25 protein-coding genes, 1 tRNA gene and 1 pseudogene are annotated in these 24,100 nt (G+C 72.9%); 12 read left to right on the top strand and 15 right to left on the bottom strand.

The window, feature by feature from the left end:
- Positions 1 to 220: 220 nt before the first annotated feature.
- The 5 genes from ACZ6I1_RS01105 to ACZ6I1_RS01085 form a co-directional block, all read right to left on the bottom strand.
- Entirely contained in the window at positions 221 to 1,210 is a 990-nt protein-coding gene (locus ACZ6I1_RS01105; RefSeq protein WP_469281726.1) for a Rossmann-fold NAD(P)-binding domain-containing protein, read from the bottom strand.
- 76 nt (positions 1,211 to 1,286) lie between these two features.
- Positions 1,287 to 2,078 (bottom strand): class I SAM-dependent methyltransferase, encoded by a 792-nt coding sequence (locus tag ACZ6I1_RS01100; protein ID WP_469281725.1) that lies wholly within the window; start codon positions 2,076 to 2,078, stop codon positions 1,287 to 1,289.
- A 75-nt stretch (positions 2,079 to 2,153) separates the two neighbouring features.
- Positions 2,154 to 4,232 carry a dynamin family protein gene (locus tag ACZ6I1_RS01095; RefSeq protein ID WP_469281723.1) on the bottom strand — a complete coding sequence of 693 codons (2,079 nt, stop codon included), beginning with the start codon at positions 4,230 to 4,232 and terminating at the stop codon, positions 2,154 to 2,156.
- Positions 4,232 to 6,064 (bottom strand): dynamin family protein, encoded by a 1,833-nt coding sequence (locus tag ACZ6I1_RS01090; protein ID WP_469281721.1) that lies wholly within the window; start codon positions 6,062 to 6,064, stop codon positions 4,232 to 4,234. The genes ACZ6I1_RS01095 and ACZ6I1_RS01090 overlap by 1 nt, the downstream gene beginning before the upstream one ends.
- An 81-nt stretch (positions 6,065 to 6,145) precedes the next feature.
- Positions 6,146 to 7,624 carry a L,D-transpeptidase gene (locus tag ACZ6I1_RS01085; RefSeq protein ID WP_469281719.1) on the bottom strand — a complete coding sequence of 493 codons (1,479 nt, stop codon included), beginning with the start codon at positions 7,622 to 7,624 and terminating at the stop codon, positions 6,146 to 6,148.
- A gap of 186 nt (positions 7,625 to 7,810) precedes the next feature.
- Between ACZ6I1_RS01085 and ACZ6I1_RS01080 the strand changes: the two genes are divergently transcribed.
- Entirely contained in the window at positions 7,811 to 8,350 is a 540-nt protein-coding gene (locus ACZ6I1_RS01080; RefSeq protein ID WP_469281717.1) for a GNAT family N-acetyltransferase, read from the top strand.
- Between the two features lie 40 nt (positions 8,351 to 8,390).
- On the opposite strand, the gene ACZ6I1_RS01075 is transcribed toward ACZ6I1_RS01080, so the two are convergent.
- The gene (locus ACZ6I1_RS01075) at positions 8,391 to 9,077 is read right to left on the bottom strand and encodes a MerR family transcriptional regulator (RefSeq protein WP_469281715.1); all 687 of its coding nucleotides are present in this window, start codon (positions 9,075 to 9,077) and stop codon (positions 8,391 to 8,393) included.
- Positions 9,078 to 9,156: 79 nt separating this feature from the next.
- Here ACZ6I1_RS01075 and ACZ6I1_RS01070 point away from each other — a divergent pair, with 79 nt between their 5' ends.
- Positions 9,157 to 9,660 (top strand): DUF4188 domain-containing protein, encoded by a 504-nt coding sequence (locus ACZ6I1_RS01070; protein WP_469281713.1) that lies wholly within the window; start codon positions 9,157 to 9,159, stop codon positions 9,658 to 9,660.
- A 7-nt stretch (positions 9,661 to 9,667) separates the two neighbouring features.
- Here the strand turns inward: ACZ6I1_RS01070 and ACZ6I1_RS01065 are convergent.
- The 4 genes and pseudogenes from ACZ6I1_RS01065 to ACZ6I1_RS01050 form a co-directional block, all read right to left on the bottom strand.
- A pseudogene (locus tag ACZ6I1_RS01065) lies at positions 9,668 to 9,942 on the bottom strand (hypothetical protein).
- A 51-nt stretch (positions 9,943 to 9,993) separates the two neighbouring features.
- Positions 9,994 to 10,488: an SRPBCC family protein gene (locus ACZ6I1_RS01060; protein ID WP_469281711.1), complete on the bottom strand. Its 495-nt coding sequence runs from the start codon at positions 10,486 to 10,488 to the stop codon at positions 9,994 to 9,996.
- Entirely contained in the window at positions 10,485 to 10,826 is a 342-nt protein-coding gene (locus tag ACZ6I1_RS01055; protein WP_469281709.1) for an ArsR/SmtB family transcription factor, read from the bottom strand. Before ACZ6I1_RS01055 ends, ACZ6I1_RS01060 begins: the two co-directional genes overlap by 4 nt.
- A 4-nt stretch (positions 10,827 to 10,830) precedes the next feature.
- Positions 10,831 to 11,205 (bottom strand): VOC family protein, encoded by a 375-nt coding sequence (locus ACZ6I1_RS01050; protein ID WP_469281707.1) that lies wholly within the window; start codon positions 11,203 to 11,205, stop codon positions 10,831 to 10,833.
- A gap of 96 nt (positions 11,206 to 11,301) precedes the next feature.
- Here ACZ6I1_RS01050 and ACZ6I1_RS01045 point away from each other — a divergent pair.
- From ACZ6I1_RS01045 to ACZ6I1_RS01015, 7 genes are all read left to right on the top strand, one after another.
- A tRNA-Cys gene (locus ACZ6I1_RS01045) sits at positions 11,302 to 11,375 on the top strand.
- Between the two features lie 32 nt (positions 11,376 to 11,407).
- The gene (locus ACZ6I1_RS01040; RefSeq protein ID WP_469281705.1) at positions 11,408 to 12,922 is read left to right on the top strand and encodes an ankyrin repeat domain-containing protein; all 1,515 of its coding nucleotides are present in this window, start codon (positions 11,408 to 11,410) and stop codon (positions 12,920 to 12,922) included.
- 49 nt (positions 12,923 to 12,971) lie between these two features.
- Complete coding sequence (locus ACZ6I1_RS01035; RefSeq protein ID WP_469281704.1) at positions 12,972 to 13,355, top strand: VOC family protein; 384 nt, start codon at positions 12,972 to 12,974, stop codon at positions 13,353 to 13,355.
- 172 nt (positions 13,356 to 13,527) lie between these two features.
- A complete protein-coding gene (locus tag ACZ6I1_RS01030; RefSeq protein ID WP_469281702.1) occupies positions 13,528 to 14,025 on the top strand; it encodes a SigE family RNA polymerase sigma factor in 498 nt (165 codons plus the stop codon).
- Positions 14,018 to 14,398: a hypothetical protein gene (locus ACZ6I1_RS01025; RefSeq protein ID WP_469281700.1), complete on the top strand. Its 381-nt coding sequence runs from the start codon at positions 14,018 to 14,020 to the stop codon at positions 14,396 to 14,398. The genes ACZ6I1_RS01030 and ACZ6I1_RS01025 overlap by 8 nt, the downstream gene beginning before the upstream one ends.
- Before the next feature lie 107 nt (positions 14,399 to 14,505).
- Positions 14,506 to 15,726, top strand: coding sequence for a mannosyltransferase family protein (locus ACZ6I1_RS01020; protein WP_469281699.1), 1,221 nt, complete (start codon positions 14,506 to 14,508; stop codon positions 15,724 to 15,726).
- 34 nt (positions 15,727 to 15,760) lie between these two features.
- Entirely contained in the window at positions 15,761 to 16,510 is a 750-nt protein-coding gene (locus ACZ6I1_RS01015) for a tyrosine-protein phosphatase (protein WP_469281697.1), read from the top strand.
- On the opposite strand, the gene ACZ6I1_RS01010 is transcribed toward ACZ6I1_RS01015, so the two are convergent.
- Positions 16,507 to 16,887: a PRC-barrel domain-containing protein gene (locus ACZ6I1_RS01010; RefSeq protein ID WP_469281695.1), complete on the bottom strand. Its 381-nt coding sequence runs from the start codon at positions 16,885 to 16,887 to the stop codon at positions 16,507 to 16,509. The genes ACZ6I1_RS01015 and ACZ6I1_RS01010 overlap by 4 nt on opposite strands.
- A 119-nt stretch (positions 16,888 to 17,006) precedes the next feature.
- Between ACZ6I1_RS01010 and ACZ6I1_RS01005 the strand changes: the two genes are divergently transcribed.
- On the top strand, positions 17,007 to 17,222 hold the full coding sequence (locus ACZ6I1_RS01005; protein ID WP_469281693.1) for an antitoxin MazE7: 216 nt from the start codon (positions 17,007 to 17,009) through the stop codon (positions 17,220 to 17,222).
- A gap of 204 nt (positions 17,223 to 17,426) precedes the next feature.
- Here the strand turns inward: ACZ6I1_RS01005 and ACZ6I1_RS01000 are convergent, their stop codons facing one another.
- From ACZ6I1_RS01000 to ACZ6I1_RS00985, 4 genes are all read right to left on the bottom strand, one after another.
- Positions 17,427 to 18,404, bottom strand: coding sequence for a hydroxyacid dehydrogenase (locus ACZ6I1_RS01000; RefSeq protein ID WP_469282007.1), 978 nt, complete (start codon positions 18,402 to 18,404; stop codon positions 17,427 to 17,429).
- A gap of 74 nt (positions 18,405 to 18,478) precedes the next feature.
- A complete protein-coding gene (locus ACZ6I1_RS00995; RefSeq protein ID WP_469281691.1) occupies positions 18,479 to 19,417 on the bottom strand; it encodes a carbohydrate ABC transporter permease in 939 nt (312 codons plus the stop codon).
- Positions 19,414 to 20,229, bottom strand: coding sequence for a carbohydrate ABC transporter permease (locus ACZ6I1_RS00990; protein WP_469282006.1), 816 nt, complete (start codon positions 20,227 to 20,229; stop codon positions 19,414 to 19,416). Before ACZ6I1_RS00990 ends, ACZ6I1_RS00995 begins: the two co-directional genes overlap by 4 nt.
- 246 nt (positions 20,230 to 20,475) lie before the next feature.
- Complete coding sequence (locus ACZ6I1_RS00985; protein WP_469281690.1) at positions 20,476 to 21,804, bottom strand: ABC transporter substrate-binding protein; 1,329 nt, start codon at positions 21,802 to 21,804, stop codon at positions 20,476 to 20,478.
- Between the two features lie 297 nt (positions 21,805 to 22,101).
- Here ACZ6I1_RS00985 and ACZ6I1_RS00980 point away from each other — a divergent pair, with 297 nt between their 5' ends.
- The gene (locus ACZ6I1_RS00980) at positions 22,102 to 22,605 is read left to right on the top strand and encodes a hypothetical protein (protein WP_469281688.1); all 504 of its coding nucleotides are present in this window, start codon (positions 22,102 to 22,104) and stop codon (positions 22,603 to 22,605) included.
- 167 nt (positions 22,606 to 22,772) lie between these two features.
- Positions 22,773 to 24,056: a hypothetical protein gene (locus ACZ6I1_RS00975; RefSeq protein WP_469281686.1), complete on the top strand. Its 1,284-nt coding sequence runs from the start codon at positions 22,773 to 22,775 to the stop codon at positions 24,054 to 24,056.
- The last annotated feature ends 44 nt before the right edge of the window (positions 24,057 to 24,100 follow it).

Below are 24,100 nucleotides of genomic sequence, written 5' to 3'. Positions count from 1 at the left end.
CCTTGTGGCCGCCGTGCCACGCGGAGGGCCGCCGCTCCGGGCCCCGATCTTCCTTCGGTCGGCCCCGTCGGCGGCCGTCGGGCGGCGCATGTCCCCGGACCGCGGCGGGTAGGCGCACCGCACGGGGCGCGATCTGGCCACCAGGCTGCGACGGGGTCGCGTCCCGGCACAGCCCTGGCCCCCGGCCGGCTACCCCTTTGTCGGCTGACCCCTCTGTGCGCTACCCCCCGAGCACGGCCAGGAGTTCTCGTTCGCGGCCGGCGCTGAGGCCGGCGCGGCGGGGACGGTCCAGGCCCTCCGCGCGTTCCCAGTGCAGGGTGTCCGTCAGGAGTTCCCTGCGGGGGCGGTGGCGCAGGCCCGCCGCGCGTGCGGCGGCGCCGCTGCGAGCGCTGAAGCCGGCCCACTCCGGGTCGGCCATCCACATCGCGAGCGACTCGGGGCCCATGAACTCGGCCACGCCCTGTCCGAGCAGCCAGTCGCGGGCGGCCGGCACCACCGGTCCCGTGTGCCCGCCGATCTCCCTCGACAGGCCGAGCCACTCCCCGAAGGGCACCACCGGGCCGACCGCGTCGTAGGTACCGGTCGTCTTCTTCTCCGCGCAGTCGAGCAGCCACGCCGCAAGGTCCCGTACGTCGACCGTCTGCGTCGGAACGTCCGCGGGTTCCGGTACCAGCAGCGGCGCCAGCGGCTCCCGGGCCGCGCGGCCGACCCAGTATCCGGTGCGGCCGCTGCTGTCGCCGGGTCCGCCGATCAGTCCGGCCCGCGCGATGAGGAGCCGGTCGCCCAGCGCGGCCGTCGCGGCCTGCTCGCAGGCCACCTTGGCCTGCCCGTACTCCTCGCGGCCCAGCTCGTCCGCCGTGGCCGCCGGCAGCAGTTCGGCCGTCTCGTCCGCGCCCGGCCGCGCGGGGGAGGCGTACGCGCTGACCGAGGACACGTACGTCCAGTGGGCCGCCCGGGGGCCGAGTGCCTCCAGTGCGCCGCGTACGAAGCCGGGCTGCCAGGACACCTCCAGCACGGCGTCCCAGTCCCGTCCCGTCAGGCTGTCGTACGCCGACTCCGCGCGCCGGTCGGCGGCCACCAGCCCGGCGCCCTCGGCGACTTCGCCGCTCCTGCCGCGGGCCAGGCACGTCACCCGGTGCCCGCGTTCCACCGCCTGCCGCGAGATCTCGCGTCCCACCCATGCCGTTCCACCCAGTACCAGGATCTCCATGCGCCCACCCCAGCACGGGCGGCGGCCCGTGCCCAGGGGCTTCGCCGAGAGCGGACCGGCGGCTGCCGGAATCCGGTCAGGCCGCCAGCGCCGTGGTGACGACCAGCGGTGGCCTGGTGCGCTCCGCCGACCAGGTGTGGCCGCGGACGAGCTCGGGGTCCGCGAGGGGGAGCGCCTCCTCCACGGTGGGCCGGTGCTGGACGACGTCCCGGAACCCGGTGCGTTCCAGCAGCGCCGGGAGGAGGGCGACGGGCCACGCGTGGTTGCGCACCTCCTGCCAGGAACCGTCGGTGCGCCGGAGCCGTACGGTCAGCTGCTCGCCCGGCCCGTAGGTCTCGCCGGGGCGGCCGATGCGCAGCGAGGCGTAGTCCAGGCCCGTGCAGTCCGGGTCGGTGACCAGCAGTACGAACGGGGATCCCGGCCGCAGCAGCCGGCGGATCTCCGTGAACACCGCGAGGACCGCCTCCTCCGTGGGCAGGGAGGCGAGCACGTGGTTGCACATCACGGCATCCGCGCAGCCGTCCGCCAGGCCGGCCGTGCGTCCGTTCCGTACGAGGTGGTACTCCGCCACGGCCGTGCCCGAGCCGCGCGCCAGCGCCAGCATCTCGGGCGAGGTGTCCACGCCCAGTACCCGCGCTCCCAGCCGCCGGGCCGCCTGATCGGCCACGGTGCCCGGCCCGCACCCGTAGTCCACCAGGACCTCGCCGCCGGCGAGCCGGCGGGAGAGCTCCCGGAAGACGAACGGGTACCCGAGGAGCCAGTCCGTGGCCGCGTCCACCGCCGCGAAGGCCTGCGCACCCTCGCGGCCGGACCATGCGGCGCTCTCTTCGACACCGGGTTCCCCGGATCCCTGCGACCAGTCGCTCACAGCCCCACTATCCGCCCACGACGGCCGTCCGGGGCCGGTACGACACGGGCCAGGCGGCCGCCGGGCGGGGCCTGCCTATGTGTGCTGGCGTTCGCGTTCGGCCTCGGAGACGAAGGGCTGGAGGAAGGCCCCGATGAGCTGTTCGATCTCCGTGATGCGCTGCTCGTGGGTGTAGAGCTGGTCCCGCAGGACCGCCTTGCCCTGCTCGTCGTGCCGGGACTCGTCGATGTTGCGCTGGACGATGCCGATGAGGTCCTGGAGCTGGGTGTGGAGGGTTTCGCTGATCCCGCCCCATACGGCGCGCAGATCGGCGGCGCGGCTGTCGGCGTACTGGCGCGCTGCGAGCGTCGCCGACTCCTTCACGTGGTCGGAGAACTCCTGCGCCGCCCTGGCCTGCAGTTTGCCGTCGGCGAACAGGACGGCCCCGGAGGCCATGAGCGGTCCGACGGCGGCGCCGATGGCGATCGCGATGCCGACCGGGGGCATGGTCAGCCCCAGGGTGATCAGACCGGCCGTGGCGGCCGCGGCCGTACCGCCCGCGACGGCCGCGCCGGTGCCGGCACCGATCGCCATGAGCGAGCTGGGCCGGAACATCAGGGGCACGTCGTCGCGGTGCCGCCGTCCGCTGCGGCCGTTGCCCTTGCCCGCCGCGATGGCGAGGGTGTAGAGGAGGTGGTTCTGGTCCCGGACGGACTGGGCTCCGGTGAGCTCCGCGCGGAGCTTGTCGAGGAGGTCCGCGTGCGCCCGGATCAGCGGTTCGAGCTGGCGCAGCAGATCCGTCTGCCGCTGCTCGATGAGCCGGTCGAGGGTCTTGGTGCAGAAGACCTGCATCCGCTCCTGGAGTTGGGCGGTGTACGCGTCCATGAGCGCGTGCTGGGCCGCGACGCGCCCGCCCTTGGTGAAGGAGCGGACGGCGCGGGTGAAGCGTCCGGGGCCGCTCGTGACGTGCCAGTCGGCGATCCCGCCACTGGTGTCGGTCAGGAACCTGGCGAACCTCAGCTGCAGTTCGTTCTCGATGTCGAGGATCCTGCCGCCCACGATGTCGCGGATGGCGTCGGCACTGGCCCGCAGCTGGTCCTGGGTGGCCTGGCTGCGGTCGAGCAACTCGCGCAGTTCCGCGGTGGACTTCATCAGGATCGCGCCCTCGTCGTGCAGCCGCAGGCGCAGGTTGACGGCGTTGTTCCGGAGGAACTCGGCGAGCCGGACGAACTTCACCCGGGCGGCGTCCCGCATGCAGAACACCTCCAGGGCCGACTCCAGTTGACCGATTCCGGAGGCCCGCAGCCCTTCCTCGTCCCCGTTGAGCCGCGCCTTCAGCGCCGAGAGCGCGCTGACGAAGTAGACGTTAGGGGCAGCGGGCGAGCCGGTGTCCCCGCTGAGCTCGGCCACCGCGTTGCGGCAGCGGCTCATGACCTCCGCCCGTTCCTCCGGCTCGATCCGGTCGAACTGGTTCACGACGAAGAAGATGTCGCGGTGTCCGAGCCTCTTGACGCGTTCGAGGTAGTTCTCGGTCTCGTGCAGGGTGAACGGCCGTCCGGCGTCGGTGACGAACACGACGGCGTCCACCTCCTCCAGATACCTCAAGGTGACCAGTTCGCGGTCCGGGCTCTCGTTGATCCCCGCCGAGTCGACGATCTCCACGGATCTGCGCAGCAGCTCCAGCGGCTGCTCGACGACGGCCAGTGCGAACGAGGGGGCCCGGGGCGCGCCGTGGGCGTCGATCTGGAGGGAGACCTCGCGGGCGAACTCCTCGGTGGTGACGGCCGTCTCGCCGCCCTGCCGGTCCGCGTCCCGGTAGAGCCAGGCCCGCTCGGTCTCGCCCCAGCGCAGGACCGTGGTGAACGCGGTCGCCGGATTGGCCTTGGTGGGCAGCAGCCGCTTCCCCAGCAGGGCGTTGATCAGGGTGCTCTTGCCGCTGCTGAACTCGCCGAGCACCATGATCCGGAAGGTCTCTCGCTCGAAGACCGCTCCGTTGATGCCCAGCTCCAGCACCCCGGCCGGGCCGCCGGGCGGGGCGACGGCCTCCGCCGCCTCGCCGGCCACCTGCTGCAGCCGCTGGTAGTAGGAGCGCAGCGTTCCGATGTTGTCGCTCCAGCCGCGAAAGTGCGTGGCCGGGGACTCCTGGCCGGACGACGGCCGGGTCTCGTGGTCCATCAGGCCCCTTCCAGGGGGGAGAGGTGGGCGTGTACGGAGCGGCCGAGCGAGCGCGCGGTGCTCCGCAGCGAGCTCCAGTGCCCGAGCGAGTCCGGGCGGGCGGCGACCGCCGTCGTGTGCAGCCGCCACCACTGCTCGTCGCGGTCCCGGGCCTCGCTCAGCAGGCGGTCGTACACCTGGCCGATCCGCGCTTCCGTGCGGGCCACTTGTTCGGTGAAGGCGGCCTCGACGATCCGCTCCAGGTCGTCGATGGTGCGCTCGCGGCGTTCCGCCTGGCCGTGTTCGAGCGCCTCGGTCACCAGGGCCGTGCCGGCCGCTCCGGCGATCTGTGCGACGACCTCGGTGGAGACGGGGGTCAGCACGCTCTCGATGGCGGTGCCGACGAACTCGGGCAGCCAGGAGGCGTCCCAGCCGGTCGCGTTCTGTGATTCGGCGGCCGCCGCCGTGCCGGCGACCCCGGGCAGCGCCGCCGTCGGCACGATCCGTCCGGCGCGCGGGGCGGCCAGTCCCTGGAACAGTTCCTCGCCGGGCCTGTTGCGCAGCAGGACGTCCCTCAGCCGGCGGGTGTCCTCTTCGAGCACCCGGTCGACGGTGGCGGTGATCCAGGATTCGAAGCCCTGGAGCGCTTCCGCGGTGTAGGGGATGGTGTGCAGCCGGATGAAGTGCTGTTCCTCCGGGGTTTCCAGCATCCCGGAGAAGCGGGCGGCGAGTTCGCGGGCCGCGGCGGCCCGGCGCCTGCGCGCCTCGGCGGCGATCGCGGAGACGAGCGCCGCGCGCCACTCCCCCACGTCGGCGCTGAGCACGATCCAGTGGAAGCGGGCGCTCTCGTGCGCCGTGTGCCAGATCTCTGCGGCGCGGGCCCGTACCGGGTCGGAGCGGTCCGCGTCCGCCAGCGCCCGGGCGGCGGCCTCCTCGACGAGGTCGCAGGTGGCCGCGAGCAGGTACAGGCGGCGGATCGTGCGTAACGCGCGGCGCAGGCGGACGCCGGCGAGCTGCGCGAGGACTGCGCGCAGCCGGTCGATCCCGTCCGGCTCCCGGGTCGCCTCCCCGTCCCCCGCTGCGTCCGCGGCCCCGTTCGCGGAGGTGGTGCCGGGCGTGCGCACCGGTCCGGGGACGACCAGCGCCTCGGGGGCCAGCATCCCGACGAGGTGGTGGACGCGCCGCAGGATGTCGGCCGCCTCCTCCCCGACCTCGCCGAGTTTGGTGACGACGACCGCGAGCGGCGGCGTGTGCGGGGCGGCGGCCAGTGCCTTGATCCTGGCCTGTTCGGTGGCGAGCAGCGCCCGGCGGGCCTCGGTGACCACGACCACCACGTCACCGTCGGCCACGATCCGGGCGAGGGCGGCGGTGTCGGGCTGCCGTACGCCGGACCAGCCCTCCCAGCCGGGCGTGTCCACGAGTTCGATACCGGCCCGGGCCAGCCAGGAATCGGCCGGCACGCGGACCCGTACGGTGCGCGGCTGCGCCGGTCCGGCGTCCCCGGGACCGGCAGCCTTGGAATCCGCGTCCTCGGCCTCTGCCTCGGGGGCGGGGCGGACGACGACGGGCGGTCCGGTCGTCGGGTGGACGGACACCGGCAGGCAGTCGGTGCCGATCAGTTCGTTGACGAGCCGGGACTTGCCGACGTTGCTGCCGCCGATGACGCAGATCCGGGCCAGCGGCGATTCGGCCCTGCGGGCGGCCCGGCGGATCAGCGAGGCCGCCGAGTCCGCCCCGGCCTGGTCCGCGAGCAGGGCCACCCGCTCCGCCAGTTCACGCAGGGGCTCACCCGGCGGCCCGTCCGGGGGCCCGCCCTGGGGCAGGTCCCGCCCGTGCATCCCCGTATCGCCCACGGCCCCGCCACCCCACCCCGTCCCGACCGACCCGCCGCGACCATGATGCCAACGGACGCCCCCCGGCGCCGCCGTTTCGGATCAGGTGATCGGATGCAGGCGGGACGGCGCGGGCGGCGCACCCTCCCGGCGCGCGTCGGCGGCGGCGAGGGCGCTGCCGGCCAGCCAGCTCTCCCAGTCCAAGTTCCAGTCTCCGAAGCCGTTGTCGAAGGGGGCCATCTTCTCGCCTCCGCTGTTGACCACCTCGACGATGTCCCCTTCGCGCACCGTCTCGAAGAACCAGCGGGCGTCCTCGGTGCTCATGCCCGTGCAGCCGTGGCTCACGTTCTCCTCGCCCTGCGCCTCGACCGACCAGGGAGCGGCGTGGATGTACTCGCCGCTCCACGTCACGCGGGTCGCGTAGCGGACGGGCAGGTCGTAGAACTCCTTGGTGCCGCGCTTGATCCCGACCGTGTCGCCCCGCATCCGGACCTTGGGCTCCTTGCGCAGGACGACCTTGATGCCGCTGCGCGTCCGGAACCCGGCCTTGCCGGTGGTGACCGGGATCGTCCTGATGATCCGTCCGTTGCGGCGTACGGTCATCTCGTGGGCGGCGGAGTCGGTGACGGCCTCGATCCGGTCCCCGATGGTGAACTCCAGCGGCTCCGAGGGGCCCCCGTAGCCGAGGTCCCCGACCTCGACCCCGTCGAGCCCGCTGCGCACGCGGACCACGGTGTGGGCGGGCCAGTAGGTGCGCGGGCGGTAGTGCAGGGTGGACGCGTCCACCCAGTGCCAGGCGCCTTCGACCCGGGGCTGCGAGGTCACCTGGAGGGCCTGCTCCACCCGTTCGCGGGCCAGCGGGTCGCCGGCCGGCACCGGGCGGCTGAGCTCGGCGGTGACGATCTCCCCCGCGCCGTACGTCCCCGGGCGGGGCCCGAAGTCGGCCGTCAGGCGGCCCCCGGAGGCGGAGTCGGCGGACGCGGCGGAGTCGGCGGGCGGGGCTGAGTCGGTGGGCGGGGCGGTCCTGAACGCCATGGTCACGCCGACCGGGGTGCCGGCCGCGTCCTGCGCCCCGACCTGCACGGTGTACGTCTCGCCCGCCCGGAGCGGCTCGGTGTTGAGCCAGCGTCCGCTGTCGGGGGCGAGCTCCCCGGCCAGGTGGCGGCCGTGGCCGTCGGTCACGGTGACGTCGGTGAGGCGGCCCCGTTCCGCGAGGGCGATCTCCAGCGGCGCACCGGCGTCCGTGGGCAGCTCGTCCCTGCGGGCGGCGCCCGACGCGTCGCCGAGGGCGGGCGTCCGCAGGAGGGTTCCGCTGCCGCGGGCGGTGGCCCGGACCCGCTGTTCCCGCCAGCCGCCGCACAGTCCCGGCCGGGAGGTGTGGACGGAGCAGCGGCCGGCGCCGGTCCGGCCGCCCTCGTCCACCGCCCGGCCGACCAGCAGGGTGACCGCCGCCTCCTTCGGCCCGCTCCCGGCCGCGTGCTCGGCGGCGTCCGTGTCGGACGCCCGGCCCGGCGCAGCCGCTGCCACCAGCATGGCTCCCGTCACGGCGGCCACCACGCCCCACGCCTTGGTCAGTTGCATTCGTTGCCCTCCCGCATTTCACACCGTCAGATCCGACACGGCCGGTGGCAGCATCCAAACGATCGGGAGCCAAAATGATGATCATGAACTCGGCTCTTCGGCCGAACGGGCACCCCAAGTGAACCCGTACGGAGCACAGTCCGGGCCGGCGGCAGCGCCGATCGGGGCGGTGCGTAGCATCCGGGCATGCCCGATTCCCTGCGCGACTCCCTGCCAGACACCCCGCACGGCTCGAGGCCGAGTTCCCGCCCGCGGCTCCAGCGCCTGCGCGACGACCACGCCCCGGCCCTGCTCGCGTTCGAGCGCGAGAACCGGGCCTACTTCGCCGCGTCGGTTCCCGATCGCGGCGACCTGTACTTCGCGCGCTTCGCCGAACGGCACGCCGAGCTGCTGGCCGAGCAGGCCGCCGGGCTGCACCACTTCCACGTGCTGGTCGGTGGGGGCGGCGAGGTGCTCGGGCGGGTCAACCTGGTCGGCGTGGCGGACGGTTCGGCCGAGCTGGGGTACCGGATGGCCGAGCGGGCCGCCGGCCGGGGGCTGGCCACGGCCGCCGTCGGCGAGGTCTGCGCGCTGGCCGCCGCGCAGTACGGGCTGGCCTCCCTGCGGGCCGTCACCACGCTCGACAACGCCGGCTCGCGCGCCGTGCTGGCCCGTACGGGATTCACCCCCGCCGGAGAGATCGAGCTGGACGGCCGCCCGGGACTGCGCTTCGTCCGGGCCCTGTAGGGAGCGCGGCCGGGGCTGGACGGCCCGTCACGGCAGCCCGTCACGACAGCCCGTACCGCCGGGCGGACTCCTCCTCCTGGGCCAGCCCGTGCAGGGCCTTGAGCACGGGCTGGAAGAGGATCGCCGCCGCGACGGCGGTCTCGATCTTCTCCGCCTCGGAGGGGTGGGTCTCCACGAAGTCCAGGTCCCGCACGGCCGCTTGGTGCATCAGCTCGGCGTACGGGGCCATCAGCTCGGCGTCCCAGGGATAGCCGAGCCGGATGAGGGTGGCCACCGCCACGACCAGGGAGCGGTGGACGGGTGAGAGCCCGCCCAGTTCCCGCGCCGTCGACCAGCCGAGCATCGCGAGCAGCCGGTCCACCTCACCGCGCGCGGCGGCCGTGGCCTCGTCCTCGTCCTCGTCCGCTTCCGCGCCCGCGTCCGGCCTCGCGCCCGTGCCGGCGGCCCCGGTCTCCTGCGGCAGCGCCCAGAGGGCCGCGCCGAGGCGGATCGTGCGGCCCAGGGAGTCGTCGTCGACGTGCCGGAGCACTTCCCGGACGGTGGCCACCGGGACCCGGCCGACCTGGATCATCGCGCGGACCAGGCGCAGCCGGCGCAGGTGGCCGTCGTCGTAGTCGGCCGTGGTCGCGCTGACCCGGCGGCCGGGCGCCAACAGCCCTTCGCGGAGGTAGTACTTGATCGTCGCGAGGGAGACACCGCTCCGTTCGCTCAACTCCGCCAGCCGCATCCCTTGAACCTTCCTTTGGGGAGTGCCACTATCCCACCACAGAACCTTGGGCAGCAGTGCTATCCAACAGGGGGCCATCGTGTTCGCGAAGCCGTTACCGGGCCGCATGACCGCGGCAGCCGAGGGGGACGTCGTGGTCCTGCTCATCGGCATGCGCATCAACCACTTCTGGGCCGTGCACCATTGGGTTCCGGTGCTGCTGGCCATGCCGCGCATGCTCCGCGAACTGGCCCGGGACCCGGGCAGGGGCCTGCTCGGGCACGTCCTGCTCTCCGGCTCACCGCGCACGTACTACGTGGTCCAGTACTGGGAGTCCAAGGAGAAGCTCTACGCGTACGCGGCGGCCCCGGACATGTTCCACCACAAGGTGTGGGGGATCATCAACCGCAAGGAGCGGGCGGGGGCGGTGCGCCGGCACGTGGGGCTGTGGCACGAGTCGTACGTCGTGCCCGAGGGGTCGTACGAGTCCATCTACTTCGACATGCCGCGCTCCGGGCTGGCGGCGGCCACCGGAGTCCTTCCGGTCGAGGCCCGCGGCCGACGCGCCGCGGACCGGTTCGCACACCGCCGCCCCGCGCCCTGAGCCCCCGTCACAGGGCCCGGCGCATGCAGACGCGCGGCCACCGGTCCAGACCGCGCCTCGCTTCCTGTGCGCGGATCTTCCGCAGGCCCGGCGTGAGCGCGGCTTCGTCCAGGAGCCGGAATCCGCAGCGCTCGCAGAAGGGGCGTTCCACGGTTCATCGAGCGGGAGCGGCTCGTCGTCGGCGATCTCCGGCATGCCGATGTCCCGGAAGCACCGCCCGGCCGCCCGCTCGATGTCCTGGAGGAGGGGCAGTTCGTCCGGGCGTGCCGCTCGTATGCGCAGGGACGCATTGTGGGGGCCGGAGGGCGCTGTCCCACCTGGTTCATCCGGCGGTCAGAGCCGCTCCAGCACGGCGCCGAGGGCGTCCATGACGTGGCTGCGCCAGCCGCCGCCCATGAGGGTGCGGGCCCTCATCTGGCCCGGGTCGTCCGGGTCGAACCCCTCGTGGACGAGGAAGAGCCTGGTGCCGCGGCCTTCCGGTGCGAGCGTCCACGTGATGGTCCAGTCGGCCCGGCCGGCGGCGGGGGCGTCGGAGGCGTCCGTCCAGCGGACCGAGAGCATCCGCCCGGTCTCGTAGGCGAGCACCTCGGCCGCGGTCGTACCGGAGTAGCCCGTGTTGGGGCGGGGCAGCGAGGTCATCGTGTAGCGGTGGCCGACTTCGAGGCGGAAGTCGGAGGGCATGAGCCACTGGGCGATCAGGTCGGGCTCGGTGAGGGCGCGCCAGACCTTGGCGGGCGGATGCGGCAGGAACTGGTCGACGCGGACCGTCGTGAGGTCCTCGTCGGAGCCCTGGCCGGAGGCGTCGGGGGCTTCGGAGGCGGAGGTCATGTCTCATCGTCGGGCATGCGGTCCAGCAGATCGCCCAGACCCTTGAACCGGTCGCGCCAGAACCGCTCGTACGGATGGAGCCAGTCCTGCACGTCGGCCAGGGGCGCGGCCTCGAGGCGGTAGATGCGCTGCCGGCCGGCGCGCTCCTCCGAGACGAGCCCGGCCTCCCGCAGCACCTTCAGGTGTTCCGAGAGGCTGGGGCGCCGCATGTCGAAGTGGTCGGCGAGGGACTGGACGGGCTGCGGGCCGCGCTCGCGCAGCAGCCGCAGGACTTCGCGGCGGGTGCCGTTGGCGAGAGCGGCGAACACGCGGTCCTCGGCGACACCCGTCGTGGTCATGGCGCTAGAAGCCTTCCTTCTCCGTGAGCAGCATCAGGGCGTTGCCGTCGAGATCGCGGAAGCCGGCCATCCGCCCCCAGGGGGCCTCGTCCGGACCGTTCACCTCGACACCGGCTGCCTCGAGCCGCGCGCAGTCGGCGTCGACATCGGCCGTGACCAACATGATCCCCCGGGCGGAGCCGGGCGTGAAATCGCCCATCCCGGGGCCGGAGAGGGTGAAGACGGTCTGCGCGCCCGCGGGGGCCACCTGGAGCCAGCGCATGGGGCCCACCCGGCGGTCCGCGCGGACCTCGAAGCCGAGTACGCCGGTGTAGAAGGCGAGGGCCCGGTCCTGGTCGGCGACGGGGAGGGTGACGAAGGAAGCGTGCGTGATGGTCATGCGCCCCACGATAGGTAGGGATTTTCCTACATGTCAAACGTAGGAGATTTCCTACGCATGGCCGGCAGGTGGGCCGCCGTTATGATCACCGGCGGCAGGGCCGTAGCGCAGAGGTCGTCGCACCTGGCCTGCACAGCCGGAGGACGTCGGTTCGAATCCGACCGGCCCTGCCGCCCTCCGCCGCCTCGAAGGGTGATGACTCATGAGCAGAACACCGCTGGTGGGCGGGCTCCCCGTAGAGGAGGTCGCCCTCTGGCACCGGGTGCGGCGCCACGCCGTGCCGCGCTGGATGATCGAGGGCGCGACCGAGGCCCGGCTGGCCGGGGACTGGCGCGCGGCCTGCGCGGTCGCGGCCGTGGACGTCGCCCTGGACCCGGCGAAGACCGGGACGGGAAGCGGGGCGGGGAGCGCAGGGCGGATCGGTTCCTGGCTCCGGGCCCGGTACGGTGCCGCCGTACGGGACGCGGTCGAGGCCGACCTCGCGAACCTGGCGCCCGACCTGGTGCGCTGGCACCTGCCCCGGGCTCTCGCGGCCGGCACGATGCCGGCGGGGGGCCGGATCGTCCTCCTCGCCCGCTACGGCGGACGCGGGCGCGAATCCCGGGCCGACGCGGAGGCCTCGTACCTGGCCGTCCGCACCCCCGGATGGGACGCTCCGCAGCGGCTGGCGCTGGACCTCGTGGCAGCCGGCGACCCCGACGTGAAGCGGCACTACCTCGTGGAGGACTGGACCGCGGCCCGCCACTTCTGGGACGCCCGGCACGCCCCGGAGCTCCGCGCCTGGTGCGGGGGCGGCGCGGGGCGGCTCCCCTTCTTCCGCGCGGACGGCACACCGCTCGAACCGCAGGAGCTGCCCGACACCGACCCCGGGTCCACCGATCCGGCGGCGCGGGAGGAGTGGATCGCCGTCCTCCAGGCCCGTGGGGACATCGCGGGCGCCTTCGCCGCCGCGGGGATCCACATCGACCTGGCCACCTTCGCGCGCCCCTCCGGCTGGGGCCCGCAGGAGCCGGAAGCCGTCATCACGAGGCTTCCGCTGGACCTGTCCCGCATCGTCCGGGAAGTACGGCGCCTGGCCGCGGCGGGGGACGCCGCCCGGTTCCGGATACCGGGCGCGTACCGCGGCGACGTGCTGCTCGAACCGGCCGGCCCGGGCGCGCCCGCCGCCCTGCGCGCCCACGTCGGCGCTCCGTACTCGAACTCCGCGGTGCCCACGGTCCCGGGCACGGTGTGGCGGCGCCAGCCCGACCTCCAGCTGGTCCGCACCGGGCGCCTCGCGCCGGAGGAGCTCCATCCGCTGGTGGCGGCCGCCCTGTTCCCGGCATCGGGCCCCGCCTACGGGCCGCCCGGCCCGACCGCCGTCCTGGAACCGGTACGGGTCCGGTGCGGGGGCGAGTGGCACCTGGTCGGCTTCCGCGACGGGGAGCTGCGCGTACCGCACAGCGCGGCGGAACAGCAGCGCGAGCGGGCCCTGCTGGCCTTCGGCGGCGATGTCGCCGGCTGCTTCGCCGTACAGCGCGCGTGGGCCTCGGGGCGGGGGCGGCTGCCGCGCGCCCTGCGCACGCTCCGGCGGGAGGTCTTCGACCGCGCGCGGCACGGCGACCGCCCGGGGATCGCCGCCCTGCTGGCCGCCGGTCTGGACCCCGAGGTGCGGGACAACGAGACCGGCCGCTCCCTTCGGGAGGAGCTGGACCGTCTCGGCCCCGAGGCGGGCTGAGGCCGCCGGGAGGAGGATGGAAGGGGGCGGTCCGGCCACGGGAGTGATCATGTTCCAGGAAACCAAGGCGTTCAGCGGGTTCTCCGTGGACGACATCGGGAAGGCCAAGGAGTTCTACGGCGGCACGCTCGGCCTGCAGGTCTCGGAGGAGAACGGCATGCTCTTCCTGCGGCTCGGGGGCGGCGGCACCGTGCTGGTGTACCCCAAGGACAACCACCGTCCGGCGGAGTACACGGTCCTGAACTTCCCGGTGGACGACATCGACAAGACCGTCGACGCCCTCACGGCCCTCGGGGTGGCCTTCGAGCGGTACCCGGGCTTCGACCACGACGCCAAGGGCATCGTCAGGGAGCAGGGTGAGGGCATGCCCTCGATCGCCTGGTTCAAGGACCCGGCCGGCAACGTGCTGTCCGTACTCACCGAATCGGCCTGACCCCGCCCGCCACCGAACGCCGAACGCCGAACGCCGAACGCCGAGCGGTTCGGCGAACCGGCCCGGCTGCCTGTGACGGCACTCACACGATGTCCGGCCGCTGCGTGTCGACCGGATGCGGTGCGGGGGGCGTATGCCCGGTGAGAGGGTCACATGGATTCGGGAGCGATTTTTGACCGTCGAGGAGTTCGAACAGTTCTACGCGCAGGCGGCGGGACGGCTGACAGGCCAGTTGTACGTCATGCTCGGCGATCACCATGAGGCGCAGGACGTGGTGCAGGAGGCCTTCGTCAGGGGCTGGAGCAGACGAAGCCGGCTGGACCGGGACGGCCGGCCCGAGGCGTGGATCCGCACCGTCGCGTGGCGGCTCGCGGTGAGCCGGTGGCGCGTGCGCCGCCGCAGCGCCGATGCCTGGCAGCGCACCGCCCCCGCGGGCCATGTGGAGGGTCCGGGGCCGGAGGCGGTCGCCCTCGTCCAGGCGCTGGCGCACCTGCCCCTCCAGCAGCGCCGGACGATGGCGCTGTACTACGTGTGCGATCTGACGGTCGAGCAAATCGCCGCCGAGACCTCCCTGTCCGCTAGCACGGTCAAGACCCACCTGTCCCGGGGCCGGGCCACCCTCTCCCGCCACCTGCAGGACCCCCGCATTGAGGAGGCGCCCGATGCATGACTCCCAGGATCCGCTGCGGTCCCTGTTCCGGGAGGCGGCCTCCGCCGGGCAGTCCGGGGCCGGACTCCCGCCGGTCTCCGTCATCGCCCGGCGCGGGCAGCGGGCCCGGCGGCGCAGGACGGTCTCCCTGGCGGCCGCCTGCGTCCTGCTCCTCGGCGGGACCGGCGCCGCCCTGGCCACACTGCTGCCGCAGGACTCGGGCCCCACCCTCCCGGCGACCACTCCGACTCCCGCTCCCACTCCCACTCCCACTCCTGCGCCGCCGTCCCCCGTCCCCACCTCGGCGGGCGCGTCGACCTCGCCCCCCGCGCCGCCGGCCACGACCGCGGACCCGGACGGATCCGCGCCCGCCACCACGAGCCCGCCCCCATAGCCCTTCCCAGTAGCCCGCCCCGCTAGCCCTTCCCCCGCACCGCGGACACCGGCCCGGAACCACGGCCGGCGCTTCCGCACGCCTTCAGCCGAGCAGGAGATCCGCCCATGTCCGTTTCCGCCCCGCCCCGGCCCGCCGAGGCCCCCCGCGGGTACGCCGCCCGCCGCCAAGTGTTCGCCTGGCGCCCGGTGTTCGCCTGGCGCCCCGGCCGTGCGGACCGGGAGGTGCTGTGGCTCTACCTGCTGACCCGCGTCGGCCTGTGGAGCACGGCGGGAGCCGTCCGCTGGCTGTTCCCCTCCGACGGCCAGGCCCGCGAGCCCGCCGCGTTCCTGTCCCCGTGGCAGCAGTGGGACTGGTGGCACTACCTGCACATCGCCAGGGACGGCTACTTCCCCGGCGGGGCCGGTCCCTGGACGGCCGGCTGGGACAACCGGGAGGCGTTCCTCCCCGGCTTCCCCCTCGCCCTGCGCGCCGTGCACGCGGTGGTCCCGCACTGGGCCGCGGCCGGAGCCCTGATCTCCTTCGTCGCGGGCGGCATCGCCGTCCTGGCCCTGGCCCGCCTCGCCCGCCGCCGGCTGCCCGCCCCGGACGCAGGGCGGCGTACCGTGCTGTTCTTCCTGTTCTCGCCGTGCGCGGTGTTCCTCGCCGCCGGATACACCGAGGCGCTGTTCCTGGCCCTGGCGCTGCCCGCCTGGCTGGCCGCCCAGCGCCGGAACTGGCCGGCGGCCGCGGTCCTGTCCTGCCTCGCCTGCGCGGTACGCGTCACCGGGCTGTTCCTCGTGGCCGCGCTCGTCCTGCACTTCGTGCTGACCGTCCGGGGCCGCCGGGACTGGCGCGCGGCCCCCTGGCTGTGCCTCCCGGCCCTCTCCCCCGTGCTGTACAGCTGGTACCTGGAGGCGCGCACCGGCGACTGGATGGCCTGGAAGCACGCCCAGGAACGCGGCTGGTACCGAGACTTCCACGCGCCGTGGGACGCCTGGTCCCACACCTGGGACGCCGCCTTCCACCACCTCCACCCCACCGGGTACGCCCTGATGTGGCAGGCCGAACTGCTGGCCGTGCCGGCCGGGGTGGCCCTCGTGATCCTGCTCGTACGGGCCCGCAGCTGGCCCGAGGCCCTCTACATCGGCCTCACCCTGTGGGCCCTGGGCACCTCGTACTGGTACACCTCGGTTCCCCGTTCGACGCTGCTGTGGTGGCCGCTCTGGATCGGGCTGGCCTCGTGGAGCCTGCGCCGCCCCCAGGTGCTGACGGGGTACGTGTGCGTCGTGGCCCCGCTGGGCACCACGGTCGCCGTCACCTTCCTGACGGGGCGGTGGGCGGGCTGAAGGAGCAGAACGGGCACGGCATAGGGTCCTGTCCGTGGACAGACACATAGCTTTCGAGCGGCTGCACAACTTCCGTGACCTGGGCGGCCATCCGACCGCGGACGGCCGGACGGTGCGCTGGGGCCGGCTGTTCCGGTCGGACTCCCTGGGCAAGCTGCGGGGCCGGGACTGGGAGCGCTTCCTGGAGCTCGGCGTCGAGGCGGTCATCGATCTGCGGTACTCGTGGGAGATCGACGCGAAGGGGCGGGTGCCCGAGCATCCGTCATTCGCCTACCACCACCTCAGCATCGAGCACCGCCCCTACGACCAGGCGGCCCTCGGCCCGGACGTCGAGACCGGCCCCTACCTCGCCGAGCGGTACGTGGAAGTCGCCCACGACGGCGTCGGCGAACTGCGCCGGGCCCTGGAGGTGATCGCCGGCCAGGAAGGTCCGGTGGCCTTCCACTGCGCGTCCGGCAAGGACCGCACCGGGCTGCTGGCGGCGCTGGTCCTGACCCTGCTGGGGGTTTCCGAGGAGGTCGTCGTCGAGGACTTCGCCCTCACCGGGCTCGCGACGGGCCGGCTGCTCGCGGACTGGCGGGCGGAACACCCCGGCCAGGAGCCCGCCTGGCCGGGGTTCGGGCAGGCGCCCCCCGAGGTGATGCGCCTGTTCCTCGCCGCCCTGACCCGCGAGCACGGATCCGTACGGGCCTACGCGGCAGACCTGCTGGGCGCGGACGACACCCTCGTCGCCGCCCTGCGCGAGAACCTGCTCGAACCCGGTGAACCCTTCCGGACCCCCTAGACGCGGTTTCCGCCGAAGGGGCCGCCGAACGGGCCCGCGAAGCCCCAGTACGTGACCAGCACCTCGCGGTAGCCCGGGTCGCCGAGGTGGTGCTCCCGGTGGAACTCCGGGGCGGCCTTGATCTGTTCCTTGGTCCCGTCCACGTACACGGTCCGGCTGTCCGGGTCGACGCGGGTCACCGCGCCCGCCGGAACGAGCACCTCCTTGCCGAAGATCCACAGGCCGGTGTCGACCACCAGATAGGCGTCGCCGGCCTCGTCGTTGTGCTGGTCGACCTTTCCGATGCGGCCGTCCGTCGCCTCGACCGTGTAGCCCGTCAGATCGGTACCGGCCAGGTGGCCCGAGGTCGAACGGAAAGTCCACACATGCTCCGTCACGCGAAACAGCTCCTCCGGTGGGGCGGACGGCGGGGCCTTCCCGCCACACCCGTTCGACTGCCCGGTGGGCGAAGCCGTAACCTCCCCCGTCGGCGTCGCGGACGGCGCATACTCGGACCATGGCTGACACCACCACAGTCGAGGTCGACACCGACGTCCACGACCGCCTCGCCGCGCTGGCCGCGGCCCGTGGACTGAGCCTGCGGGCCTACCTGGCCGAACTCGCCGCCGCCCAGGAGAACGAGGCCGCCCTCGACCGCGCCGCCCGCGCCTTCGAGGGGGCGGTGGCGCGGCCCGGCTTCCGCGAGGGCTTCGCCCGGGACTTCGCGGCCTGAGCGCCTGAGCGCCGTCCAGCCCGCGCGAAGCCGGGCCGCAGCGTCGTCGGCCGTGCGTGCAGCTCGTGTTCCGGCAGCGGACCCGGGCCGCACGAGGCCGTGCCGATGCCGTGGTGTGCGGTTCGGCCGGAGTCCGGTTCGGGTGCGAGGCGGCCGGTGCCGGCCGTTCTCCTCCGGGGTGTCGTGGCCGGGGCGGTGGCCGGGTCACGCGGAACGCAGCAGTTCCTCCGGGCCGACGCCGTGGGCGAAGGGCCGGCCCTGTGCGTAGCGTTCCACCTCGTCGATCGCCCAGTGCGCCATACGGGTCAGCTCGTTGCCGAGGGAGCCCGCGATGTGCGGGGTGAGGAGCACGTTGGGAAGGGTGTAGAGGGGCGATTGCGCGGGGGGCTCTTCGGGGTCGGTGACGTCGATGACGGCGTGGATGCGGCCGGTCCGCAGTTCGGTGACGAGGGCGTCGGTGTCGACGAGGGAGCCGCGGGCGGTGTTGACGAGGGTGGCGCCGTCGGCGAGCCGGCCCAGGAGGGCGGCGTCGAACATGTGGCGCGTTTCGGGGAGTTCGGGTGCGTGGATGGAGACCACGTCGCTGCGCTGGACGAGTTCGTCCAGCGGGAGCGGGCGCACGCCGAGGGCGGCGGCCTCCGCCGGGTCCACGTACGGGTCGTACAGCAGCACGTCGAGGTCGAAGGGGCGCAGCAGTTCGATGACGCGGCGGCCGATGCGCGAGGCACCGACGATGCCCACGGTGCGCCGGTAGTTGCCGTGTCCGGCGAACCAGGGCAGGAGTGCGTACGCCGCCCGCTCCCGGCGGTAGCGGCGGGCGCTCTCCAGGACCCGCTTGTTCGCGAACAGGATGGCGGCGAGGGTGAACTCGGCGACGGGCCGGGCGTTGGCGTCCGCGGCGGAGGAGACGGTGATGCCCCGTTCCCAGACGGCCGGGGTGATGTGGTGTTTGACGGATCCGGCGGCGTGGACGACGGCTGTGAGCGCGGGCATCCGGCGCAGCGCGTCCTCGTCGAGGAGCGGGGAGCCCCAGTGGGTGAACAGGACCTCGGTGCGGGCGAGCAGGTGCGGGTCGGCGGCCCGGTAGTCGGTGACGAGCAGCGCGGTGTCGGTGTCGGCGATGCGGGGCAGCCGCTCGAGCGCGGCGGATTCGAGGAGGGTGCGGTGGATGGTGGCGCCCATGGCCAGCAGGGTGCGCGGAGGCCTTCCCGCCTCAGGGCGCCCTTGTTCGTGGACGGGTGCGGTGGTGGTCACGGTCACTTCACCGCGCCCGCGGTCAGGCCCGAGCGCCAGAAGCGCTGGAGGCAGAGGAAGGCAGCGGCGAGCGGCAGGACGGAGACCAGGGAGCCGGTGATGAGCAGGGCGTACTGCTCGGGGTACTGGCTCAGGGTGGCGTTCCAGTTGAACAGGCCGAGGCCCACCGGGTAGAGCGCGTGGTCGTTGAGCATGACCAGCGGGAGGAAGAAGCTGTTCCAGCTGCCGGTGAAGGAGAAGAGGAAGACGGTGACGAAGGCGGGCGCGAGCATGGGCAGGGCGACGGAGCCGAAGATGCGCAGTTCGCCGGCGCCGTCCATGCGGGCGGCCTCCAGCGTCTCGTCGGGGACGTAGCCCTCGGAGAAGATCCGGGAGAGGTAGACGCCGAACGGGCTGACCAGGCCGGGGATCAGGATCGCCCAGTAGCTGTTGATGATGCCGGCCTTGGAGGCGAGCAGGTACATGGGCAGGGAGATGACGGTGGCGGGGACCAGCAGGCCGAGGAGGATGAAGCCGTACAGCTTCTCCTTGCCGCGGAAGTCGTAGGTGTCGAAGGCGTAGCCGGCGGCGAGGCTCAGCAGGGTCGAGGCGAGCGACCCGAGGACCGAGTAGACGAAGCTGTTGAGCAGCCAGCGTCCGAAGATGCCGTCGCCGTACGTGAACAGGTCGCCGAGGTTCGCGAACAGGCTGAAGTCGCCGAGGGTGAAGCCGGGCTTGCCGAAAAGGTCCGCGTTGTTCTTGGTCGCGGCGAACAGCAGCCAGGTGAGCGGCATCAGGGTGTAGAGGGCGGTCAGGACGAGGAGGCCGTTGACCGCGGCTTTCGAGGCGAGGATGCGGCCGCCGGTGCGCGGGCGGCGGGGCGGGTGCGGGTGGCGGCGGCTGCGGGTGCGGGTGCGGCCGGGCGCTGGGGGCGTGGTCTTGTCCGCGGTGAGGGTGCTCATGCTTCCTTCCAGCGGTTTCCGAGCCTGGTGACGACGAAGGACAGGAGGGCGCCGAGCAGGGCCAGGATGAGGGAGGCCGCGGCGGCGATGCCGTAGTCGTGCTTGGAGAAGGCGGCCTGGTAGATGAACATCGTCGGGGACCACTCGGGCGACAGGGCGGTGGCGTCGTAGCGGAAGGTCTCCGGCTCGGTGAACAGCTGGATGGCGCCGATGCAGGTGAAGAGGGTGGTGAGGACCACCGAGGAGCGGATCATGGGGAGTTTGACGGACAGGGCGGTGCGGAGGGGGCCGGATCCGTCGACGGTGGCGGCCTCCAGCGTTTCGCGGGGGATCGCCTGCAGGGCCGCGTAGAAGATCACCATGTTGTAGCCGATCCACTGCCAGGCGGTGGCGTTGGCCATCGAGAAGAGGATGGCGTCGTCGCCGAAGAAGTCCACCCGGGCGCCGGCCCAGTCGAGGAACTGGTGCACGGGGCTGAGGCCCGGGGTGTAGAGGAACACCCAGATGATCGCGGCGATCAGACCGGGTACCGCGTGCGGCAGGAACGCCGCGAGCTGGAAGAACCGCTTGGCGCGGGCCAGGGACGAGTCGATGAGCAGGGCGAGGGCCAGGGCCCCGCCGATCATGACGGGGATGTAGACGGCGCAGTACGCCGCGATGTTGAGGAAGCCCTTCTGCAGGGCGGGGGCGGTCAGGGCGCGGACGTAGTTGTCGGCACCGCTGAAGAGGGTCTGCGTGCCGCCGAAGCCGAGGCCGGAGGACTGCTCGCGGAAGAGGCTCAGGTAGGCGGCGTACCCGATGGGCACGACCATGACGGCGAGGAAGAGCAGGACGAACGGTCCGATGAGCAGGGCGGCGGCGGTGCGTTGACCGCGCCGGCCGCGGCCTGAGCGCCGCGTGCTGCTGGGGGCGAGTGGTGCTGCCACCGGGGCACCTCCGGGGCCGGGGAAGGACGGGCGGGGGATGGGGCTTGTCGCGAGGGACGGGCGCGGGACGGGGCTTGTCGCGAGGGGCGGGCCCGGCGGCGCGGTGCGCGCGCGCCGGGTCCGGCGGGCGGCCTACTTGGCGAGCTTCAGACCGCGGTCGTTGATCAGCTTCTCGGCCGTGGCCTGCGCCGTGTCGAAGGCGGCGGCGAAGTTGCCGTCCTGGGCCTTGGCCAGGGCGGCGACGAGCTCGACCGAGGTCGCGTTGTGGACCGGGCTCCAGACCCAGCCGGTGGCTATGTGGGGGACCTGCGCGGAGGCGGTGGCGTAGATGTCCTGGCCGCCGTAGAACGTGGTGTCGAAGGAGGCCTTCGCCGTCTCGCGGAGCGTCTCGTCGGCGGGCAGGGCGCTGGAGGTGCCGAGGCTCAGCCGGGCCTTGACGGCCTCGGGGCTCGTGGTGGCCCACTTGATGAACTCGGCGGCGGCCTCGGCCTTCTTGCTGTCCTTGATGACGGCGAAGGAGGAGCCACCGACCATGCCGATCTTGCCGTCACCCCAGCCGGGGAGGGCGACGGAGGCCCACTTGCCCTCCTGCTTGGCCTGCTCGGTCTTCAGGCTGCCCGCGCTCCAGGAGGCGCCGAGGCGGGTGTACACCTTGTTCTCGGAGGCCGCCTTGGTCGACTCGGGGCTCCACGCCTTGTGGTGGAAGACCAGGTCGTTCTTGACGAGGTCGCCCCAGTAGGCGGCGACCTTCTTGGTGGCGGCGTCGTTGATGTTCACCTTCCAGGCGTCGCCCTCGGTGCCGTACCACGTGGCACCGGCCTGCTGGGCCAGGCCCGCCCAGGTCGCCGACTCGTCGCCCCAGAAGGACGTGATGCGCGCCTCGGGGTCGGCCTTCTTGATCTCCTCGGCGGCCGTTCTGAACTCCGCCCAGGTCGTGGGGACGGCGATCTTGTGCTGCTCGAAGAGGTCCTTGCGGTAGTAGAGCATCTGCGGCGCCACGTCGAAGGGAGCGGCCCACTGCTTGCCGCCGAGGGTGACGAGGGCCTGGACCTGCTCGGGCTGCTTCTTGACGGTGGGTCCGAGGAGCTTGGAGGAGTCGGCGAGCAGCCCCTGGGTGACGAGATCGGGGACCGCCTGGTACTCGATGTTCATGACGTCGGGACCGTTGCCGGCCTTCACCGCCGCGGCGAGCTTGTCGTAGCCGCCGGCCAGGCCCGCGGGCACCTCCGCGAACTTGACCTTGATGGTGTCGTGGCTCGCGTTGAACGCCTCGGCCGTCTGCTTCGTGCCCGGCATCCAGGACCAGTACGTGATCTCCACCGGCTGCGCGGCGGTACCGCCGCCCGCGGCCTTGCCGGAACCGTCGCCGTTGCCATCGCCGCAGGCGGTGGCCAGAAGTCCCAGGGCGGCGAGGGAGGCGGTGGCGGCGGCGATGCGGAACGAACGTGAAGTGCGCGACATGGCACGGCTCCTACGGGGCCTCGTACGGAAGGAGTGGGGTGAGCGGCCCCCATCGTTTGTCCGAAACCGATCACAGTCAAGGGTGAACGCACATAACAATCAAACAGACGGGCACTTTCCTTGAGCTATCGATCGAGATGCTCAATACGTTCATTCGCAGCCCAAGGGTCGGCTTCAAGCCAGTAGTTGAGCTGCACCTGACAATTCAAGGTCCTTGTGCCACTCTCCGTGACGCACTCCCGCGAGGCCTCCGGGCTCTCGCATCACCCCCACAAGGACGTGGCAAGGAGGAGCGACATGAGGCACATCCCCACGCTCACAGGACTCGCCGCACTGGCGATCGCGGCAACCGTCGTCGGCACCTCGGCGGCGATCGCGGCGGGACCCGCTGCCGACCAGAAGGTGGACGGGGTCATCGTGGTCGCCGGCAACACCTGCACCTGGACCAACGCGAGCACCAGCGCCGTCCCGCCGAGCGCCCTCACCGTCGACCGCACCACGATCAACAAGCCCGGCGGCAATCTCACCTGCAACGGCGGCATCACCGCCACCCTCAACAACAACCCCGCCTTCACCTTCGACGACGCCGCCGCCGTGGCCAGGACGGACGCCATCGACATCACGGGCCAGCAGAGCTTCATCTCCTGCCGGTACAAGGCGACGAACCTCGTGTGGGACCGGAGCGGGACCACCCGCAAGTACACCAACCGGGCGTTCACGGCCACCAAGACCTCGGGCAGCTTCCTCTGTCCGGGGTCGGTCAACACCGCGGCCGGGGACGCCTCCATGCTGTTCCACTGAGCACCGCCCGCCCGCGTCGGCCCGGCCCCGTCCGCGCACGCGCCGGACGGGGCCGGGTCCGGCTCACGGCTCAGGGGCCCGCGGTAACGCGTCCTCAGCTCTGCTGCGGTGCTCGCCGGTTGGGGAGGTTTGCACGGGTGCATTCGGGCGATCTAGATTCTCGCCCCATGAGCATGTCACGCAGGACGATCATCAAGGGAATGGCCGCCGCTCCGTTCGCCACCGCGGCCGGCGCCGCCCTCGCGCCCGCCACGGCCGAGGCGGCCACCCTCACCCCCGGCCAGTTTACCCTCGCCGAGCGGACCTCCAACGCCTCCGGTCCGTTCGCGGATCACCTCGCGGGTCTGGCACAGCGACTGCCCCGCGCACAGATATCCGACGTACTGGCCGTCGCCAACCGCGAGGCGACCCGCCTCTCGTCGGCCCCCGCGGGGGTGGGCGGCTTCTCGCACGGCTTCACCTGGAACACGGGCGACCAGGACGCGGTCGAGTGGATCCCGCAGGGCATCACCACCAGCGCGGACGCGCTCGGCGCCGGCCTGTGGCCCGCGGGCGGCAAGCGAGTGGTCCTGGTCTCCTGGTACTTCGAGACCGACCCCGACGACAACGGCACCGACGACTTCCCCCTCGACAAGGGCATCCGCGTCAGCTTCGTCGACTACACCTCGGCCGCCGCTCCGGTCTACCGGCACGTACTGCTGGTGGAGCCGGTCCGCGGGGCCGGCGGCACCTTCACCTACGAGCCGGTCCGCAAGCACGCCGGCGGCATCATGTGGTACGGCAACCGGCTGTACGTCGTGGACACCTACAAGGGCCTGCGGGTCTTCGACATGGACAGCATCTTCGAGGTCAGCACCGGCCTCCCGGACGCCTGCGGGCGGCAGGCCGACGGCAGTTACCACGCCTACGACTACCGCTTCGTCCTTCCGCAGTGCGGCGCCTACGACAACACCGGCACGCTGCTGCGCTTCTCGGCGATCGGCCTCGACCGCGCCTCCAGCCCGGACAGCCTCACCGTGAGCGAGTACGCGACCAGCCTCACCAGCCCCGTGGTGGACTACTCGGGGACCGGCTGGAACGGCAACGGCACGAAGGTGGACCTCCCCAAGGTCGTCCGCTGGCCGCTGAACTACACGACCCGCGCGCTCGCCTCCACCACGGCCACCGAGGCCGTCACGGTCAAGCAGGGCAAGATCCAGGGCGTGGTCTCCCGCCAGAGCAGGCACTACCTGTCGCAGAGCAACGGCCCGTCCTCCAACGGCTACCTGAAGACGGTCGTTTCGGGCACCGACGTACCCTCCACCGTCGTCCGCCTGGGTGTCGGCAGCGAGGACCTCAGCTTCCACAGCGGGACCGCCACCGACTGGGCCTACCGCGAGTCCGTGATCTGGAACCTGAGCGAGTACGCGGGCCGGCGCGACGTCTACGCGGTGTTCGCCGACGGCTCCTGAACCGGGTTCCTCCCCCGCCGGTCCGGCGGGGGCCGCCCGGCTGC

The organism is Streptomyces sp. NPDC046303 (assembly GCF_055588085.1).
The sequence above is the reverse complement of the archived record's forward strand: the minus strand, read 5'-3'. Positions and strand labels throughout refer to the sequence as shown.